The organism is Psychrobacter sp. C 20.9 (assembly GCF_001921765.1).
In the GTDB taxonomy this organism is placed as follows: domain Bacteria; phylum Pseudomonadota; class Gammaproteobacteria; order Pseudomonadales; family Moraxellaceae; genus Psychrobacter; species Psychrobacter piscatorii_B.
On sequence record NZ_MRYC01000004.1, the window covers coordinates 151484 to 170114 of the forward strand.

Below are 18631 nucleotides of genomic sequence, written 5' to 3' on the forward strand. Positions count from 1 at the left end.
TAACTTGCCGCAAGTCCTATCAGCTCACAAAATATCAATCAATGTAGGCTACCTAGTGGGTTTTTAGTATTCGGTCAGGGTTATGGTACAATCGCAAGCTTCCTAAAATGTCTTGTTAAAATCGCTGCGAGCTGACCACCATGCAAAGCCTAATTACCCTCGTTTTGGTCTTGATGCCAATGTTTATTGGCTTTGCCATTCCCTCTAATCCGACCTTGACCAAACTTGCCGATACAGGCTTGTCTTATTTAGTCTATCTTATCTTGGCACTGATCGGTATTGAGCTATCACAGGTAGAAGGGCTGGGTAACCAAGTTGGCGAAATTGCACTGTACGTGACTGTCTTATCCATATTGACGATTGGCACAGGATTGTTTGCACTGATGGTATTTGACCGTGTCCGACCATGGCATGCCAAAAAACCAAGCGTCAAATCTAAAGAGCATCGTGTCAGTATCCGCGGTAGCCTAGCACAGGTCGTTTGCGTGGTGATTGGCATGGTGATTGGCTACTTCTTGCCTGCTGATTATATGCCGCCTGAAAACTCTATGACGGTCATGCTGATGATTTTGATCTTATTGGTCGGTATCGGCTTAAAAGGCTCAGGCATTACGTTAAAAGAAGTCATGCTCAATAAGCGCGGCGTCGAGATGAGCGTTATTTTTACGCTGTCGGTGTTGGTTGGTGGGCTTGTGTTTGCCTTACTATTTACCGATGTGTCGTGGATGAAAGGCTTGGCAATGGCGTCAGGGTTTGGTTGGTATTCGTTATCAGCGATTGTCATGACCGATGCTTATGGCGCTGTGTGGGGCAGTGTCGCGCTATTTAATGATTTGGTACGGGAGTTCTTTGCGCTGCTATTCATTCCTGTATTTATGCGCAAATACCCTTCTGCTGCGGTGGGGCTTGGCGGTGCGACCAGTTTGGATTTTACCTTGCCTATTATTCAACAGTCAGGTGGTCTAAAAGTTGTACCACTGGCGATTAGTTTTGGCTTTTTGATTAATATTGTCTCGCCAGTGCTGATGGTGTTCTTTTCGGCTTTGGGGTAAGTATAGATTTAATAGTCGCTAATTCAGCTGATAGCTAAGACCGATAGCAAATTTACTTAAAACTCAACGTATTAATCTGTACATAAATCGTTTATCGAGATATAAAACAAGTTGCTTTAAGGCTCTTGAGCTAACCCATAAACTCGGCGGTTCATAGACCTACCCTCTTCGGTATCAGAAGAGGCTATGGGCCGCTGAGCACCATAACTGGCGGTACTTAGACGATTAGGATCAATTTGATGCTGCATTATCAGATAGTTTTTGACGATAATTGCTCTATTTCTTGCCAGAGAATTTGATCGCAATTTTTTATCTACTTCATCTGCTGAAGCGTGCCCCTCAATACGCATAGTTGCTGTGTCGTACTCTTGCAATTTTTTTGCTACTTTATCAAGCTCAAGCTGGTACTCTTTTGATAACTCACTACTACCCTTGGCAAAAAAAGCACGATACTCCATTTTGAGACCTACTCCAATACCTGCAATAGGACAACCTACTTCATCTACTATCACTTTCCAAGGTGTGGCTGGACACTCGTCTATATCATCAAGCACACCGTCACTATCTGGGTCAATCGCTGCTTGCGTCGTCCTGATGTTTTCATGTTGAGGTAACTCTTTAGACGGCGCAGTTGAAGTGGTTTGGCAGGCTGATAACGCCAAAGCACTTACCAAAATTAAAAATGCATTTCCCAATTGAGTTTTCATAATATTTTTCCTTTAAAATTCTCTACAATCTAGTAGCATTTGGTCATACCTATCTCGCGCTGATATCCAACCGAACGCTCGCTGATTCATAATAGCTCCCTCCTCGGTATCATTAGGAGCAATAGGATTATCAGCGCTACAGTCAAAGGTGCGAATTCTATGCGCTGGCAGGTCAAGATTAACCAAATAATTTTTGATACTTTGTGCACGATCACTCGCTAATGAGATAAAGTCCAGTTGCTGAGACGAGCCTTTGAGATGTATAGCTTTCTCGTCAATGGCTTGCTGTTCAATTTTGGAGGTATGCCCTTGGACAAAAAAAGTCAGGTTAGAACATCGTTCCGCGAACGTTATGATCTTATTTAATTCCGGAGCATATTGTTCCTTTAGTGCGGCACTATCTTTATCGAAAAACACTCGTAACTCCATAGATAATCTATCGTCCAAATCCACTGGCATAGGTTTGCCATTTTCATCAACAGGTGACGGTTCAACCACGCAAGTGGAGGGCTTTAAAACCTCTTGTGCAACGTTACTTGTGGTTGGATTCACTGATTGGCAGCCTGCTATTACCACAATCCCTATCATCCATAAGGCAGTAGAGACTTTTATTGTTTTAAACTTCGTCATAGTGAACGCCTTACTGGTTATGATAGGTCATACTTATACTTACTCTGTGTCACAACTCTATGTCACTAAAAATAAGCAACCTCAAACCCCACTCGCCTGCTTCGCAAACAAGCGCATCAATGGCTTGATTTTGCCGACGCGGTACATGCCTTCATTACGAATTTGCTGCACAGGGCGCACTTGGGCAAGCGACCCTGCAAACAACCAGTTGAGTGCAGAGAAGCTGTGCATCATTAGGCTGTTGTGCGGACGACGCGAACGCTCATAATGACGCAGCGTTTGATTGCTGCCCCACAGCGTGCCGCCACTACGGGTAAAGTCATGCGCTAATTGCTCACTTAATACCTTCACATCGAGCATACCGAGGTTCAACCCTTGACCTGCGAGCGGATGCACGCCATGGGCGGCATCGCCGATGAGTACCAGGTTGTCAGCTACATAGCTTTTTGCTTGTTGTGCCGCTAAAGGAAAACTGGCGATGGATTCGATCTGATGGATAGCGCCCAGCTCGTAATGGCTCGCTGCTGCAAGTTTGTCCGCGATAAAGCGATCCTCTTCCTCTATCAATGCCAATGCCTGATTGCGGGGCAATGTCCATACGATAGATTGCCAATGTTGTGGATTTGCCTTATCGTCATCAGTAATATCCGCTAGCGGCAATAGCGCTAGCGTCCCCGTTGGCAACATGGCTTGACGAGCAGTCGCTTGATGCGGTTTCTCGGTCTGAATCGCACAGCAAATCGCTGTTTGATTATAATTGAGCGTATCGAGCCCAATCCCTGCTTGCTGACGGACAAATGAGCCACGACCATCAGCACCAACCAACAGACGCGCATCAATCGCTGTCCCATCATCCAAGGTCACACGGTAACCTTGCTGTGCACCTAGCCAATCCATATTCACCACTTTATGCCCAGCGATAACGGTCAGGTAGTCGCTGACATCCGCTTCATGCAAACGCTGCCATAAGGCGTGCTCAATAACGGCTGGCTCCACCATACTACCGAGTATCTCAGGCGCAGCGCTCTGGTCATGACTATCACCAAATAATAGCTCGCCCATGCCGTTCAACTGCCATACCTGCATTTGCGAATAGTCGGCTTTACGCTTGGATGCGGTAATGTGTTGCCACGCGCCAACCTCTTCGAGCAAGTTAATACTCGCCAAACTGAGCGCATAGACACGCGCGTCGCGTTTACTCAGCACCGCTTGCCACGCTGACTCATCACGGGCAGGACAGGCATCAACCAATGTCACTGGCATTTTATCCTGCGCAAGCTTTAGCGCGAGCGTCGCCCCAACGATACCGCCACCGATAATCAGCGTATGATTGTCTTTCATGAATCATCCTTTTTGGAGCATTATCCATCCATCATCCTATAAATGATGCACGGACCACTCCCATTTTATTTATTGTATATTTTAAAAAAATCGTATTTTGATACGCTGTTATGACTTTAGACCCATCGCGTAGGTCGCAACCAATGGCTTGATATTTGGCAACTTATCAAAGGCCAGTAATGCCATATTACGTGCCAGCTTAATGGCTGGATTAGGATGGGTGAAGCCATGTACCACGGCATCACAAAAGCGAATCACCCGTTTTTGATCCGTTTGACGTGCTTTCTCATAGCGCTGTAGTAATTGTGCATTACCGATATCTTCACCTTTGAGCACTTGTGAGCTCATCATCTGCGCCAATACATGCGCATCGCGCATACACAGATTGAACCCTTGACCCGCGACAGGATGCAAAGTATGAGCGGCATTGCCCATAATGACGCAGCGACCCTCTACTTGCTTATCTGCTAGCACACGCGATAACGGATACGCGCCGCGGCGACCAGCAGCGATAAACGTGCCCGCGCGCTGCCCAAATGCTTGCTGTAGCGTCTGTAAGAAATGGGCGTCGTCTTCTAGATATTTGGTTTCTTCACCTGTTGGACAGACCCAAACCACAGATCGTCTATAGCCTTGTTGATAGTCATCATTGCCGTCACCCTCTGGATCCGTCAGCGGCAGCACCGCCAGTGGCCCTGCTGGGCTAAAACGCTCAATTGCCACATGCTCGTGCGCCGTATCGGTCTCTACCACGCCAACGATAGCCGTCTGCTGGTAGTCATAGGTGGTGGTGCCGATATTTAACAACTGACGTACCGTAGAATCGCTTCCATCACAAGCGACTAACACGCTGGCTTGTAGCTGTTGCTCACTTTCTGCTGCGTCATCGTTGCTAAAGCTCAGCGTCACGCCATCCGCTTTTTGGGTCACTGCGTTGACACTGGCATTATCAATCAAGGTAACGAGTGGCGACTGCTGTGCGGCTAATAAGAGCTTACGTCCTAGCCAAGCGTTTTCAATGACTTGTCCAAAGGATTCTACTTTCTCTTCGGCTTTATTCAGCTGCGCGCGCCCAAAACTGCCTTGCTCACTAATTTGCACGCTATCAATACGGCACGCATGGCTTTGCAATTCATCCCACAGCCCAATCTCTTGATAGATCTGTACCGTACGCCGCGATAATGCCGTATTACGGCTGTCTAGATAATGACTGCGCGTACGGTCATCGGTCGGACTGATGGTTGGATAACGGTTTTTTTCTAATAGCGTGCTAGCAATGCCGTGATGCGCCAGTAGTAAGGCAAAAGACAAACCGACATGACCGCCACCAACGATAAGCACTTGCTGGTCGGTGATTGCTTCTCTTTTTTCAGGTAGGCTTTCAGAATTGGATAAAGGTGAACCTGTTTCTTGCATCGTTATTGTTCCTATTATAATTGTTGGGCAGACACGTCTTTAGTGATCGATAGCCGTTTTATTGGATAGTCTTCATCTGGTAAAGGCCGCTTCTGGCTCAATCGTAAAGCGTTGTAATATCGCTCATAGATTACCACAAATTGCCTATCATGCTGCGCTCTTAACCGTAGACAAATCGTTCGTCCATCCTCATTGCAAGCAAGGTTTATATCGGTAAAATCAGTAAAAACTCAACTTATTCATATCTCAATGCGAGCGTCACTTTTCACTGATCATATTATTTAACCGATAAATGAACTTAATAGACATGCCGTTGACTCGATTTAGAGTAGGCCTGTGTGTTGATTGCAATCGACATACAAAAACAACGCTATCTGCTCAATGTATCGCTTGAATTTTAAAAATTCTCTACCATAATGAAGACAAGACTTTTATTTATTATCTTCCACAAAACCAACAATAATATTACCGTCATTTTTAGTATCTACTATAACTACTCGACACCTATATAACGCTACTAACTACTTTATCTCTGAAACCCGTGACGCTATCAAAATTAAATCACAGCGCCGGGCACACAATACAAGGATAATCGCTTGACTGATACCATGAGCCGCCGTATAAAGTTTGAATCCCTAACGCCAGCACAGCTCAAAACCGTGCTGGGCGAATATAACAATCACATGAAATACATCCAAGAACGCCTCGATATCAAAATCATGCAACGCCAAGGCGATTTTTGCTTAAGTGGCGATGTAACCGCTGTCGAGCGCGGTGAACGTATCATCTATAAGATGGTCGATGAAGCCCAAAATACCAAGGATATCAGCGCAGAAGAGCTGCATCTGATTATCCAATCTAGCATCTCGCGTGATGAGGATATGGACGACGATGAGCAGGATGATGATATCGAGGATGCAGAATCAGATGAGGCTAATGAGTTTACGCCTGTCAGTCTGCGTACGCGCAAAGGTCGCATCATACCGCGCGGTGGCAACCAGCAGCGCTATGTAAAAAACGTCTTAAGCTCTGATGTGTCGTTTGGTATTGGCCCTGCTGGTACTGGTAAAACCTATCTTGCGGTCGCTTGTGCAGTCGATATGCTAGAGCGTAACGAGATTGAGCGTATCTTGCTAGTACGTCCAGCTGTAGAAGCTGGCGAAAAACTGGGTTTCTTGCCTGGTGATTTGACGCAAAAAATTGATCCTTACTTGCGTCCATTGTATGACGCGCTCTATGAGATGATAGGTTTTGAGAAAGTTGGCAAGATGATCGAAAAACAAATCATCGAAATTGCACCGCTTGCGTATATGCGTGGTCGTACGCTCAATAACTCATTTGTCATTTTGGATGAAGCACAGAACACCACGCCCGAGCAGATGAAAATGTTTTTGACACGTCTGGGCTTTGGCTCAAGAGCTGTCATTACTGGTGACATCACGCAGGTCGATTTGCCGCGCGGTCATAAGTCAGGTCTCGCGCAAGCGATGGAGATCTTAAAAGACATCGAAGAGATTCATATCACCAAATTTGATTCAAAAGACGTGGTACGCCATCAGTTGGTACAACAAATCGTTGAAGCGTATGACGTATACGATGAAGAGCAAATGGCTCTAGAAGAAAAACGTAAGTTTGAACGTATCAAAGAACAAGAACGTAGACAAGCTGTGGCTAATGCTGCTGCCAAACTATAATATAGTCAATCCACTATAAAAGCGTTATAGCGTTAACCTCGCTTGAAGTATGACATATACATCTGCACTCGGTTGCCTTGTACCGCTCTTAAATTGGATCAACTATAATAATGCTGGAACAATTTACTATAAAGATTTATTTTGCATAGAAAAACCGGATTACTAAAGTAGTCCGGTTTTTTCTTGGCAGAGATTGCTTAGGTTTAGCATTACTTGGGTGAGGCATGGTCTAGATTGAGTATAGCCAACTAAACACGCCCATTCATAATAAAACAGGACAACGATATGAACCAATTTGACAGTAATAATAGCCACCAAGATCATAGTGCCACTAATGATGATGACAGCTTGGTAGCACTAGATATTAATGCAGCCGATAGTATCGATGATGAGACGCTTGATACATTTTATGATCGTAAGTATCTATTATCTGTCATGATGGCGACTTTAGATTATATGAACGCGCGCATCAATGAAGGGCTGACACTACCCTACTTTGCAGATATCGATTCTGAGCTGTGGCAAGAAAAACCTAAAACCTTGGATATATATATTACAGATGAAATCGAAGGCCAAGCCCTCAATTTAGAGGCGCGCGGTAAGGACTACGCGACCAATATTTTGTCCTATCCAAGTGAGTTGCCTATCGCCATCATCGGACTAATGCCAACACTGTCTCTTGGTGAGCTTATTATCTGTCATGAGGTCATGGTACGTGAGGCACAAGAGCAAGACAAAACCGTGGTGCAGCACATCAGTCATTTACTGATACATGGCGTGCTGCACCTACTGGGTTTTGATCATGAGCTCGGAGAGGCCGAGCAAGATGAGATGGAGCGCTTTGAGATTGAGATTTTGGCAGGCCTAAACCTACCAAATCCTTATCTTTAATTCAGTCTTAATCAATCTTTAGTGGTCAGCAGCTTTTGCGCTTGACCCATTTGATTGATCATTTGATCCAAGCCTTTGACATGGACACTGCGCTGCGGGAATGGAATCTCAATATCCTCATCATCCAACGCGTGTTTGAACTGCTCAAGCAACTGGCACTGCATGGTCCACCAATCAGCATTGGTCGTCCATACGTTCAATGTCAAATCAACTGAATTGTCGCCAAGATTGGTCACTCGTACAATAGGCTCAGGATCAGTAAAAGACAACGGGTTATTTCTGGCGAGGCTCAGCATCAGATCTTTGGCCGTTTTGATATCTGCATCATAGCCAATGCCCACGGTGATATCGACGCGGCGATTGGGTAGTGCTGTATAGTTGACCACCGCTGAGGTTGTGATGTCGCTGTTAGGAATGATGATGTCATGATTGTTAATGGTCGTTAGATGCGTGTTGACCAAGGTAATCTCGGTCACTGTACCCGTATAGCTGCTGATCTGCACATAATCACCGCGTACAAATGGGCGAAAAGTCACGATCATAATGCCAGCGGCAAAATTTGATAATTGATCCTTTAGTGACAAACCAACTGCAACCGCGGCACCGCCCAATATAGCAACGACCGAGGTGGTCTGTACGCCAACTTTGCTAAGTGCGGCTAAGACTACGACAACCAATAGCACGCCATACAACAGACGGCTTAAAAAGCCAGAGACTGTTTCATCTAAATGACTACGCGCCATGAGACGGCCAGAAAAGTCGACTGCTTTTTTGGCAAGCCAACGTCCAACGATAAATATAATTATTGCCAAAGCCACCTTGATGACTATCTCTAATGCATTGCTGGTGAGCGTTGCAACATCTACTGTAAAACCTAAAAATTCCATACTAACTCTTTACTCGATAGCGGTGTGTTATAAATTTGGGTGTCGATTAATCTTAATTGCCGATTAATCTTAATTATTGTCGTCAAATATTATGACGTATTCGTTGATATTCTATGTTTATTTATCGTGTCACTGATTTTTTATCGCTTTAGTTTTGTAGTTTTAGTTTTGTGGCGTTAGTAGGTGACATCCACTTCGTCGCTATAGCGATAAGTACGTATCAGTCGTAACTCGACAATATCACTCATCTCTTTGGTAAATTGTCCAAAAGGTGCTGCTTGTCGTACTGACTGTTTTGCGGCCTCATCCAGTATCGTCGAATTTGAGCTTTCTAGCAGACGAATGGCTTTGATATTGCCATTATTACTAATGATGACCATGAGCCGCACTTCACCCGTAATGCCTTGCGCCCGTGCTTGAACAGGATAATGCAGATTGCCGACACGCTCGACATGCTCACGGAAGGTATTTATATAGTCAGCTGCTGCCCCGCGCGTGGTCGAGTTACTATCCATAGTGACCACTTTGGATTTGGTCGCATAGACTTGCTGACGTTGAGACAATTGCGCTTCTAAAGTAGCGATTTGCTTACGCAGACGCGCTTCTTGTGCCATGATGTCATCTTGTGCTTGTTTGCTATCATTATCCGACTCTACGCTTGCCTGACGCCAGCTTAACGTGGTGCGCAGATAGCTCTCTTGGTAGCGCTGCTGTCGAACTTGGCGCTGTAGATTGATGACGTCTTGTGTCTCGCTCATTTGCTCAGCAGACAATGGACTCATTTGGTCATTCTCTTGTCTCAGTCGCTCCTCTATGGTACCGCCGCCTTCTTGTGATGCGTTGGCAATAAAATGCGCGTCTTCGTTTGGCTTCATATTATCGGTGAGTGCCTTTGCCACATCCTGCATCATAGCAGCCGGGTTTTTACCCATCGAAAAGCTGATGCCAAAAATAATCAATACGTGTATGGCGACCGCAATGACAATCGCTACAGGTAAGCTCACATCACGCTTGGGAGGCTGCGCCGAAAAATGGTAGCTCTGTGAGTCTTTGATATAGGCCACAATGGGTCTCAGCTGATAGGTAAGGCGTATGATTTATAAATGAGCATGTAGTGATATGCACGATATATGTCGGCGCTATCATAACATGACATAAAACTATGTCGCTAGCCTAACCATCAATGGCATAGTTTTGACCTAATCCTTCAGTGTTTATGACCTTTGATTCATTTAATAAAACATTTATCGCCTTAAGAAAAACTATATCGACAAAAACATTATAAAACAGGTATAACACTCATGATATCAAATGAATTGTCATAAAACGCATGTGTCCATTTTGAAGCCACTGTATTTGTTATATACTGTTTTAGAATGGTAGTGCTAAGCCCTATAATTGTAAGGATAATAAGTTTGAGCGACTTTGATAATGTGAATAATTCAGACAGTTTTGACGAGTTCTTTGAGAACATCGGCTATCGTTTTGACGAGTCACTTGATAGTGGTTGGGAGCGTATCGCTCAATCGGTTAAAGACATCTATCATAAAACGACAGACAAACTCGAAGATGAGATATCCCTACCAGTCGCACAAAAATACGTCAACGAGGCGCTACAAAGCTTTGTGACGGATAATGTAAAAGCCATACTAGAGCTGCGCGTTGAAATGCATGATGATTGGTTTCGCTTATACTGTACGGTTGATGCTGGCGGTATTTACGCTGAAGTGGCCAGTAACTTTAGTTTGGTCCATGTGCAGCTAGATCGTAATGTTCAACGTTTTGTGTTTGGTCAGCAGACGTATACCGATATATTAAATCTACGCTGCGAGTCTTTTGTTAAGCGCCAAGGGATCAAGCTTGCTATTTGGTTTTATCATAGCGTCCTCAAAAAAGACCCATTGGGCTTTATTCTCTCCTACGTCAATATTGCTCGCCCAAAAGATGAAGTGATTTACCTCGATATTAACCGCTGGCTAAAAAACAACAAAAAGATCATGAGTACGTTGTATAAAGTACAGGTCAACTATGGAAAGCTTGAAGAAGAGCAAATGGTTTTGAAGGCGCAGATTAACTATCGTGACTTATTGGCCTCAAGCAATAACGAAGATATCATTAGCGACTATGATGAGCCGCAATTGATGCAAGGCCCTATCAACCCTGTAGACGATGCCACCGAACCCAGCCAAGAATAACGATCCATAAACGATGTCTCCAAAAAAACGCTACATCTCACAGGTTATTAGCCTAATAGATGTAGCGTTTTTTATTAGATAAGACAATCGTCAACTGCCCCTACCAATAGTTCTCAACAGCGATATTACCCTCACCGCGTCGATTCATCACCAGACCCAATGTCTTCAATGCCTCTTTGGTATCATCTACCATATCTGGATTGCCGCATAGCATGACATGGGTGGTATCAACATCCAAATCGATACCCGCACGCGCTTGCAACGTGCCTTCTAATAACAGCTTTGGCAGACGCTCTGATAACGCGCCGTCGACAGTCTCTCGGGTGACGATAGGAATGAAAATCAGCTTTGCTGGATTATCGACCAGCGAGCCAAAATCGTCTTGCAAGCGCTCGATTTGCTCAACGTAAGCAAGCTCATCCGTCGAGCGTGCGCTATAGGCTAGCACGATATGCTCGTAATCTTCCCATGTCTTTAGGTCTTGTAGCATCGATAAAAATGGTGCAAGACCAGTCCCTGTAGCGAGCAGCCACAAATCCTTTGGCAATGGTTTTTGATAACGCGCTAACGTTAAGAATCCAAATGGCATGGTATTAAGCAGTAACTCATCGCCCACTTGTAGATGTTGCAGCTGTGAGGTAAAGGCACCATCAGGAATCACAATAGAAAAAAACTCTAGCACCTCATCGAATGGCGAAGACACAATCGAATACGCTCGAAAGATATCTTCATTCAATGCTTCATCACTTGCCTCAACCTGTTGGTAATATTTCAACTGGCTGGGATTGACACCCAAGCGCACAAACTGTCCGGCAGTAAACTTAAAACTATCAGGACGGCTGACGGTAAAGCTAAATAAATTTGGCGTCCATGTGGTTTTGCTGAGCACCGTTACCGTTTGAATATTATCACTCATAACTGTTCATCACTCATATTTTATTAAATGGTATTTTTATAAGATAAGTTTGCCAAAGACAAAAATTAAGCAAAAAAAGATGCGCCAAGCTTATCATAAAGCGGGCGCATCTTGGTTTTTTAACCGTAACAACAGATAAGCAACAAATGGCTTATCTTATCGCATAAATCATTGAATCTACCAAATACGAGCCAAGCTTGCCCATTCGATCATACTATTTGGCAAAATACCAAAGAACAGGATAATGGCCGTCACCGCAATAACCATAATACCGCCGGTACGAATACCCCATTGTCCGGACACGTCAAACTCGATGAACTGCTTAGGACGTTTGAATAGTGTGAGTAACACGCGCAAATAGTAGAACAGGCCAATCGCACTACCTAGGATAATCATCGCAGCTAAGAACCAGTTGGTTCCTTGTACAGCAGCCAATATCGCAAATAGCTTGGTGATAAAGCCTGCGGTCAATGGAATACCAGCCAATGACAACATCATGATAGTCATCACAGCCGTCAATACTGGACGACGCCAGAATAACCCTTGATAATGTGTCAGCTCATCGGCCTCACCAGATAGGCGATATGGACTCGACATCAATGTCACCACACCAAAGGCACCGATAGAGGTAAAGGCATACACCGCCATATACATACTAGAGATGCTATCAGCAGCAGCGCCAATACTGACGATGACGATCATCACATAACCCATATGGGCAATGGATGAATAACCCAATAGACGTTTGAGGCTGGTCTGACGCACAGCCAACAAGTTACCTACCAAGATAGACAAGGTTGCCATGACCATTAATAGCATCTGCACTGATGGTAATGCCAGCAAAGCAGTATCGATTAAGAAACGCACGGCTAGTGCCATCATCGCCACTTTTGATACTGATGCTAAAAAGGTAGCGATAGGCGCTGGTGCACCTTCATAAACATCTGGTGTCCACATATGGAAAGGAGCAGCTGAGAGTTTAAAGGCGATACCAAACATCATCATTGCCGCACCCAATATCAGTAGTGGCGACTCAAAGATATTGCCTAGCACCATGCTGATTGGCTTAAATGCCAGTGAGCCTACTTCTGCATAGATAAAGGCCATACCCATCAGCAACGTCGCTGATGCAGTCGCCGACAATACCAAATACTTCAATCCCGACTCAAGCGACTGGTTGCGCTTGTAAGTATAAGCGAGCAAACCATATAACGGTACTGACAGCATCTCTAGGCTCATAAAGAACGCTGCCATATGCTGCGCAGTTACCATTAGCAGTGCACCAATGGTCGATAGCAACATGAGCAAGTACAGCTCTTCTTTATTGTCTTTGAGGTTGGCCAGATACGCATAAGACAGCGTACAACAAGCCAAGGCACAGATAAAAATCACCACCATATTAAACTGAGCAAAGTTATCTATAACAAATAACTGCTCAGCGTTTGGCGCAATAGCACCGCTTTCAATAAAGCCCATCATTTGCCCAAGTAACGTAACCAGAGCAATATTCAAACCGACTACGGTGATTGTACCAGTGACCATATGCGAGCGTTTAAAGGTAATCGCGATCATAACCGTCAGTACCGTAATCACTACGGCGATAATCGGCGCGTAAGGCAACAATCCTATCAAATCATTCATCGTAATATCATTCATGACTTAACGTGCCTCCATTACATCAAGCAGCTGCGACGCATCTACCTGTGTCACTTGACTGTATATATATGCGTTGTTGATCCACTGCATTGCGTGACTTGAGGTATCAAGGAACGGCTGTGGATATAATCCGAGCCATACCAAACCAGCCGCTAACATCAATAGTAATGACAGCTCGCGCTTGCCCAAATCTTTTAATCTACGTGCAGGCAAACCATGTGACTTAGTCTCTCGCTCTGCCAATGCAGCGATGTTGTTTTCACCAAATAACGCGCGATGAATCAAAATAAGTGAGTATAGACCTGCAAGCACCAAGCTGAATGTCGCAAATACCACAAACACGGGATACTGAGCAAATGAGCCAAATAAAATCATGAACTCGCCAATGAAGTTACCTGTACCTGGAATACCAAGCAACGCTGCACAGAAGAACATCAATATCGGTGCGTAGTAACGGAACTGTCCCCACATACCACCCATCAAGGTCAAATCACGTGTATGCAGACGCTCATATAGCTGCCCTGCCATGATAAATAGTGCGGCTGAGCTAAGCCCGTGCGCAAGCATCTGAATCATCAGACCTTGTAAGCTGAGTAATGTTCCAGCATAGATTGCTAATACCACAAAGCCCATGTGCGAGATACTGGTATACGCTAGCAAACGCTTCATGTCGGTCTGCATAAACGCGAGCCAAGCACCGTAGAAGATACCAATCGTCCCTAAGGTTATCGCAATCGGTGCAAACTCTTGTGACGCTACTGGGAATAGCGGCAACACAAAACGAATCAAACCATAGGCAGCAGTTTTAATGAGCACACCTGCCAAATCCACCGAACCTGCCGTTGGTGCTTGCGCATGCGCATCTGGCAACCAGCCGTGGAACGGAATAATTGGCAACTTCACCGCAAAACCAATGAAGAAGCACAGCATGATGGGATATTCCCAGCCGCCAAGTGACGTACCGAGCAAGTCATTATAGTTAAAGCTGACCACCCCAGTTTGGGCGTAGCTGATAATGACCAATACCAAAATACCGATGAGCATGATAAGCCCAGACGCTTGGGTATAGATAAAGAATTTGGTTGCGGCGTATTCTTTGGTTTTGCCAACCACATCATGACCCCAAAGCGCGATCAAGAAATAGATAGGAACCAGCATCATCTCCCAAAAGAAGAAGAATAAGAACAGATCAATCGCTAAGAAAACCCCGATAACGCCGCCCAAACTCCATAGCAAGTTTAGGTGAAAGAAGCCAACGCGGCGCTGAATCTCATTCCACGAACAGGCAACAGCTGCCACACCAAGCAAGCCTGTTAAGGCTACCATCATCAGTGACAAACCATCTAGCGCCAAGTGAAAGCTAATACCAAAGCTCGGTATCCACGGCACACTAAATTCTGCGACCCAAGGCACGGCAGCATCTGGCGCAATAACCTGCTTACTCATACCGCTAAAATCACCCTGCTGCCAAAGTACTAATGACAAAGCAAAGGTCAACATCATACCGATCAAGGCAATCCAGCGCGGCAGACGTTTATTAAATCGCTCCACCAACCAGCATAGCAATCCTGCAATAAAAGGAATTGCGATTAATGCTGGTAGCATCCACGTTTGTTGTAACTCCATCATCTTTACACCACCGTCATCATTACCAGCACCAGCAATACAGCCATACCCAAGCCAAAGCTTGTGGCATAACCTCGAAGAGACCCTGTTTGCGTCGCAGACAATACTTTATTACCTGCCGAAGCCAGCTTAGGCAAGAATAGCCACGTTTTATCGATAGGGTCGGCTTTTAATAAGCGGCCGATGAACAAAAAGGGTTTTACAAAAATTATATCGTATAGCGCATCAAAACCTAGACCGTGATAGCACCAATGATATAGCGCCCCGCCAATACGTGAGCGCTTAAAGCTCATGAGCATGCGACCTTTATTGACGACATATAATAGTGCTGCCAATATCAAACCGACCACCATCGCACCCATCGCGATATACTCTGCGGTGTGCTTAGCATGGTCTTGACCCGCGACTTCTAATAAGTGACCTACGCTCTCTGGCAATACACCTTGTAGTGGCGGTGTAATCCATGCACCAACAGCGGTAGACAATACAAGTAATACCGTTAAAGGTAACCAGTACGACACCCCTGATAGCTTGTGCGCATGGGTTTTTTCTTCACCGAAGAATATGATCCAAATCATACGGAACGTATAGATTGCGGTTAAGAATGCGCCGAACACACCCATATAGAATAGTACTAAGTGACCTGTGGCATAAGTTTCCCAAAGAATCGCTTCTTTAGAATAAAAACCAACGGTAACCCAAGGTATCGCAGCGAGTGCACCGCCACCGATGATATAACACCAAAATACCAATGGTATCTTTTTGCGCAGACCGCCCATCTTAAAGATATCTTGCTCGTGATGTACCGCAAGGATGACCGCACCTGATGATAAGAATAGTAATGCTTTAAAGAAAGCATGGGTCATCAAATGGAAGATTGCCCCTTGCCACGCACCCACGCCAAGCGCTAAGAACATATAGCCAATTTGACTCATGGTCGAATAAGCAAGGATACGTTTAATGTCTGTTTGCGCGAGCGCACAGAATCCAGCAACGACCAGCGTCAATGCCCCGACGCCGCCAACCCAATATAATAAGATGCCTGGGGTCAACTCAAACAATGGATGCAAGCGGGCAATCAGATAAACGCCAGCCGTTACCATTGTTGCCGCGTGAATCAATGCCGATACGGGTGTTGGACCTGCCATCGCATCAGCAAGCCATGTGTGTAGTGGCAACTGCGCTGATTTACCCATCGCGCCGCCGACCAACATCATCGTGGTAAGTATCATCGTTGGGTTATTTACATCGAACACTTCTGGCGCGCGCGTAATAATCTCTTGAATATTAAGCGTACCGAATTCGCGGAATAATAAGAACAAACCGAAGGCTAAGAACACATCACCAACACGTGTGACGGTAAAGGCTTTCATCGCGGCGCGACCGTTGGCTCTGTCATGGTAATAATAACCAATCAATAAGTACGAACAGATACCCACGCCTTCCCAGCCAAGATATAGCAAGAACAAATCATCTGCGAGTACCAGTAACAGCATACTGGCAACGAACAAGTTCATATAGCTAAAGAAACGGGCAAAGCCAGTGTCGCCTTTCATATACCAAGAGGCAAACAGATGAATCAAAAAGCCAATCCCAGTAATGACGCCTGTCATAGTCAATGCAAGACCATCAAAGCTCAAGCCAAAATGCGGCGCAAAGTCGCCAACTTGGAACCACGTCCATAGCGGAACTTCAATTACCGTTCCAGCTGGATTGGTGGTCAAAAAAGTATAACTAACGACTAGCGTACATAATGCTGATAACAGCATGCTACCCACGCCAACAATCGCTGCGACCGTCTCTGATAATTTGTCGCGCATAAAGGCTAAAATCAAAAAGCCAATGAGCGGGAATATAAAGGTTAATGGTAATAAACTCATGACATCATCCTTTCATCTCATTGGCGCTATCGACATCGAGATGCCCACGCTGATGATAAAAACGCAATAATATTGCCAGACCAATCGACGCTTCAGCCGCGGCCAAGGTCAAAATAAAGATAAACATAATCTGCCCGTCTGGATCGACCCAGCGACTACCTGCCACGACAAATGCTAGTGCTGCCGCATTCATCATGATCTCAAGACTCATGAGCATAAATAAGAAGTTACGTCGTACCATGACGCCGCACAGACCAATAGCAAATAAAATACCTGCCAAAATCAGTCCATGGCTCATGGGTATCATACCCAGTACATTTTGCGCCTCAGCAACCGGCTGTACTAAGCCTGCCACCTCGTGGGCAAACGGCACGTTTGACACATCTTGTGCCACGCTTGCTGCTAGTACCATTAGTCTGCCTCCTTGCGCGTCACTTTGTTCGCACCTGTTTTCATGCCTACCTTCATACCAACATAGTCATGCGGGTCAACATCTTTATATTCGTAAGGCTTAGCCATTTCTACGCCATCATGCTGTGTAAGCGTACTGTCATTGTCATATTGTTTGATACTGCCTACACTTGGCTGAAAGTCTTGACTCGCATGACCGACGATCTCTTCACCAATCGACTCTTTACCTAAGTGATATGCCGCCACCAAAGCCGCTAATAGTAACAAAGCTGCAATTTCAACCAGCATGATATATTTGGTAAATAGCACCGTACCGACTGCTTTGGCAGAGATAGTCGTGCCACCCATCATAACGGTATCATCATGACCCATACCAATCATTGCATAGAGCACAACGGCAATGATTATCGTCAATCCTGTCGGTATCGCCCAAGTGCCTGCATCGAGCCAACGCTCTTCGCGCTCGTCATTACTCATACCAAGATTCAGCATCATGATAACAAAAACAAATAGCACCATAATGGCACCTGCATAAACAACAATCTCTAGCGCACCTGCAAATGGCGCACCTAATACAAAAAATATCCCAGCGATTGCCAGTAACGACACAATCATCGATAAGATAGCATGCACTGGATTGGCCTGAGTCACGACGCGCAGACTGGCAAATATCGCCACTGCTGCAAGTGAATAAAACCCAGCCAGTTCAGGATGGTTCAAAATATTCATCATGGTAGCAAGCTCCTTAGATCAATCGGTGCAGACTCGTTTTGTGCTGCACCTTTTGGTTTATCTGCTACCGCCATACCTGTCACACGATAATAGTTATAATCAGGGTATTTACCTGGTCCTGAAATGAGCAAATGCTCTTTTTCATAGACCAAATCTTGGCGCTTATATTCACCCAGCTCAAAATCTGGGGTCATTTGAATCGCTGTCGTTGGACAGGCTTCTTCACACAATCCACAAAAGATACAGCGTGAGAAGTTAATTCTAAAAAACTCTGGATACCAGCGTCCATCTTCACGCTCGGCTTTTTGTAATGAGATACACCCTACCGGACATGCCACCGCACACAAGTTACAAGCGACACAGCGCTCGTCTCCATCAGGATCACGCGTGAGGACAATACGTCCACGAAAACGCGGCGGTACTGGTACCGGCTCTTCAGGATAAAGAATGGTGTCACGCGGTCTGAGCGCATGACTATTGACCATCCACATGCTGCGGACAATGGTAAATATACCAATGACGGTCTTTTTTATGGTAGTAAACATGGGATTATTATCCTTATCAGCTTTACCCTAGTTCATCAGTGATGGCTAGTAA

At 45.2% G+C, this 18631-nt stretch carries 17 protein-coding genes; 4 read left to right on the forward strand and 13 right to left on the reverse strand.

Translation table 11 applies throughout. The features are described from left to right. The first annotated feature begins 140 nt into the window (after positions 1–140). Positions 141–1052, forward strand: coding sequence for a lysine exporter LysO family protein (locus BTW00_RS04085; protein WP_075106352.1), 912 nt, complete (start codon positions 141–143; stop codon positions 1050–1052). A gap of 116 nt (positions 1053–1168) precedes the next feature. Here the strand turns inward: BTW00_RS04085 and BTW00_RS04090 are convergent, their stop codons facing one another. The 4 genes from BTW00_RS04090 to BTW00_RS04105 form a co-directional block, all read right to left on the reverse strand. After that, the gene (locus BTW00_RS04090) at positions 1169–1759 is read right to left on the reverse strand and encodes an OmpA family protein (RefSeq protein ID WP_075106353.1); all 591 of its coding nucleotides are present in this window, start codon (positions 1757–1759) and stop codon (positions 1169–1171) included. 12 nt (positions 1760–1771) lie between these two features. After that, positions 1772–2389, reverse strand: a complete 618-nt coding sequence (locus tag BTW00_RS04095) for an OmpA family protein (RefSeq protein ID WP_075106354.1) — start codon at positions 2387–2389, stop codon at positions 1772–1774. A gap of 81 nt (positions 2390–2470) precedes the next feature. Further along, positions 2471–3730 (reverse strand): FAD-dependent monooxygenase, encoded by a 1260-nt coding sequence (locus BTW00_RS04100; RefSeq protein WP_075106355.1) that lies wholly within the window; start codon positions 3728–3730, stop codon positions 2471–2473. Positions 3731–3838: 108 nt separating this feature from the next. Further along, the gene (locus tag BTW00_RS04105; protein WP_075106356.1) at positions 3839–5146 is read right to left on the reverse strand and encodes a UbiH/UbiF/VisC/COQ6 family ubiquinone biosynthesis hydroxylase; all 1308 of its coding nucleotides are present in this window, start codon (positions 5144–5146) and stop codon (positions 3839–3841) included. A gap of 608 nt (positions 5147–5754) precedes the next feature. On the opposite strand from BTW00_RS04105, the gene BTW00_RS04110 reads away from it, so the two are divergent. Next, positions 5755–6840, forward strand: a complete 1086-nt coding sequence (locus BTW00_RS04110; protein ID WP_058024365.1) for a PhoH family protein — start codon at positions 5755–5757, stop codon at positions 6838–6840. Positions 6841–7125: 285 nt separating this feature from the next. Next, positions 7126–7731 (forward strand): rRNA maturation RNase YbeY, encoded by a 606-nt coding sequence (gene ybeY, locus BTW00_RS04115; RefSeq protein ID WP_083603564.1) that lies wholly within the window; start codon positions 7126–7128, stop codon positions 7729–7731. Positions 7732–7742: 11 nt separating this feature from the next. Here ybeY and BTW00_RS04120 read toward each other — a convergent pair whose 3' ends face one another. Together BTW00_RS04120 and BTW00_RS04125 are read right to left on the reverse strand one after the other, a co-directional pair. Then, entirely contained in the window at positions 7743–8618 is an 876-nt protein-coding gene (locus BTW00_RS04120) for a mechanosensitive ion channel family protein (RefSeq protein ID WP_075106357.1), read from the reverse strand. A 176-nt stretch (positions 8619–8794) separates the two neighbouring features. Then, positions 8795–9682: an energy transducer TonB gene (locus BTW00_RS04125; RefSeq protein WP_178379248.1), complete on the reverse strand. Its 888-nt coding sequence runs from the start codon at positions 9680–9682 to the stop codon at positions 8795–8797. Between the two features lie 351 nt (positions 9683–10033). Here BTW00_RS04125 and BTW00_RS04130 point away from each other — a divergent pair, with 351 nt between their 5' ends. Next, entirely contained in the window at positions 10034–10813 is a 780-nt protein-coding gene (locus BTW00_RS04130; protein ID WP_256714000.1) for a hypothetical protein, read from the forward strand. Between the two features lie 100 nt (positions 10814–10913). On the opposite strand, the gene BTW00_RS04135 is transcribed toward BTW00_RS04130, so the two are convergent. The 7 genes from BTW00_RS04135 to nuoI form a co-directional block, all read right to left on the reverse strand. Next, positions 10914–11729 (reverse strand): ferredoxin--NADP reductase, encoded by an 816-nt coding sequence (locus BTW00_RS04135; protein WP_075106358.1) that lies wholly within the window; start codon positions 11727–11729, stop codon positions 10914–10916. Positions 11730–11906: 177 nt separating this feature from the next. Beyond that, positions 11907–13385 carry an NADH-quinone oxidoreductase subunit N gene (locus BTW00_RS04140; RefSeq protein WP_075106359.1) on the reverse strand — a complete coding sequence of 493 codons (1479 nt, stop codon included), beginning with the start codon at positions 13383–13385 and terminating at the stop codon, positions 11907–11909. A gap of 3 nt (positions 13386–13388) precedes the next feature. Beyond that, a complete protein-coding gene (gene nuoM, locus BTW00_RS04145) occupies positions 13389–15011 on the reverse strand; it encodes an NADH-quinone oxidoreductase subunit M (RefSeq protein WP_178379251.1) in 1623 nt (540 codons plus the stop codon). Positions 15012–15016: 5 nt separating this feature from the next. Continuing rightward, entirely contained in the window at positions 15017–16891 is a 1875-nt protein-coding gene (nuoL, locus tag BTW00_RS04150) for an NADH-quinone oxidoreductase subunit L (protein WP_075106361.1), read from the reverse strand. Positions 16892–16895: 4 nt separating this feature from the next. Further along, positions 16896–17204: an NADH-quinone oxidoreductase subunit NuoK gene (gene nuoK, locus BTW00_RS04155; RefSeq protein ID WP_025653102.1), complete on the reverse strand. Its 309-nt coding sequence runs from the start codon at positions 17202–17204 to the stop codon at positions 16896–16898. Positions 17205–17302: 98 nt separating this feature from the next. Further along, positions 17303–18034 carry an NADH-quinone oxidoreductase subunit J gene (gene nuoJ, locus BTW00_RS04160; protein ID WP_075106362.1) on the reverse strand — a complete coding sequence of 244 codons (732 nt, stop codon included), beginning with the start codon at positions 18032–18034 and terminating at the stop codon, positions 17303–17305. Then, entirely contained in the window at positions 18031–18579 is a 549-nt protein-coding gene (nuoI, locus tag BTW00_RS04165; RefSeq protein WP_010198902.1) for an NADH-quinone oxidoreductase subunit NuoI, read from the reverse strand. Before nuoI ends, nuoJ begins: the two co-directional genes overlap by 4 nt. Positions 18580–18631 lie beyond the last annotated feature (52 nt).

Coding starts and splice junctions, on each gene's coding strand:
- BTW00_RS04085 (WP_075106352.1), top strand. CDS start 141: ATGCAAAGCCTAATTACCCTCGTTTTGGTCTTGATGCCAATGTTTATT.
- BTW00_RS04090 (WP_075106353.1), bottom strand. CDS start 1,759: ATGAAAACTCAATTGGGAAATGCATTTTTAATTTTGGTAAGTGCTTTG.
- BTW00_RS04095 (WP_075106354.1), bottom strand. CDS start 2,389: ATGACGAAGTTTAAAACAATAAAAGTCTCTACTGCCTTATGGATGATA.
- BTW00_RS04100 (WP_075106355.1), bottom strand. CDS start 3,730: ATGAAAGACAATCATACGCTGATTATCGGTGGCGGTATCGTTGGGGCG.
- BTW00_RS04105 (WP_075106356.1), bottom strand. CDS start 5,146: ATGCAAGAAACAGGTTCACCTTTATCCAATTCTGAAAGCCTACCTGAA.
- BTW00_RS04110 (WP_058024365.1), top strand. CDS start 5,755: ATGAGCCGCCGTATAAAGTTTGAATCCCTAACGCCAGCACAGCTCAAA.
- ybeY (WP_083603564.1), top strand. CDS start 7,126: ATGAACCAATTTGACAGTAATAATAGCCACCAAGATCATAGTGCCACT.
- BTW00_RS04120 (WP_075106357.1), bottom strand. CDS start 8,618: ATGGAATTTTTAGGTTTTACAGTAGATGTTGCAACGCTCACCAGCAAT.
- BTW00_RS04135 (WP_075106358.1), bottom strand. CDS start 11,729: ATGAGTGATAATATTCAAACGGTAACGGTGCTCAGCAAAACCACATGG.
- BTW00_RS04140 (WP_075106359.1), bottom strand. CDS start 13,385: ATGAATGATATTACGATGAATGATTTGATAGGATTGTTGCCTTACGCG.
- nuoM (WP_178379251.1), bottom strand. CDS start 15,011: ATGGAGTTACAACAAACGTGGATGCTACCAGCATTAATCGCAATTCCT.
- nuoL (WP_075106361.1), bottom strand. CDS start 16,891: ATGAGTTTATTACCATTAACCTTTATATTCCCGCTCATTGGCTTTTTG.
- nuoJ (WP_075106362.1), bottom strand. CDS start 18,034: ATGATGAATATTTTGAACCATCCTGAACTGGCTGGGTTTTATTCACTT.
- nuoI (WP_010198902.1), bottom strand. CDS start 18,579: ATGTTTACTACCATAAAAAAGACCGTCATTGGTATATTTACCATTGTC.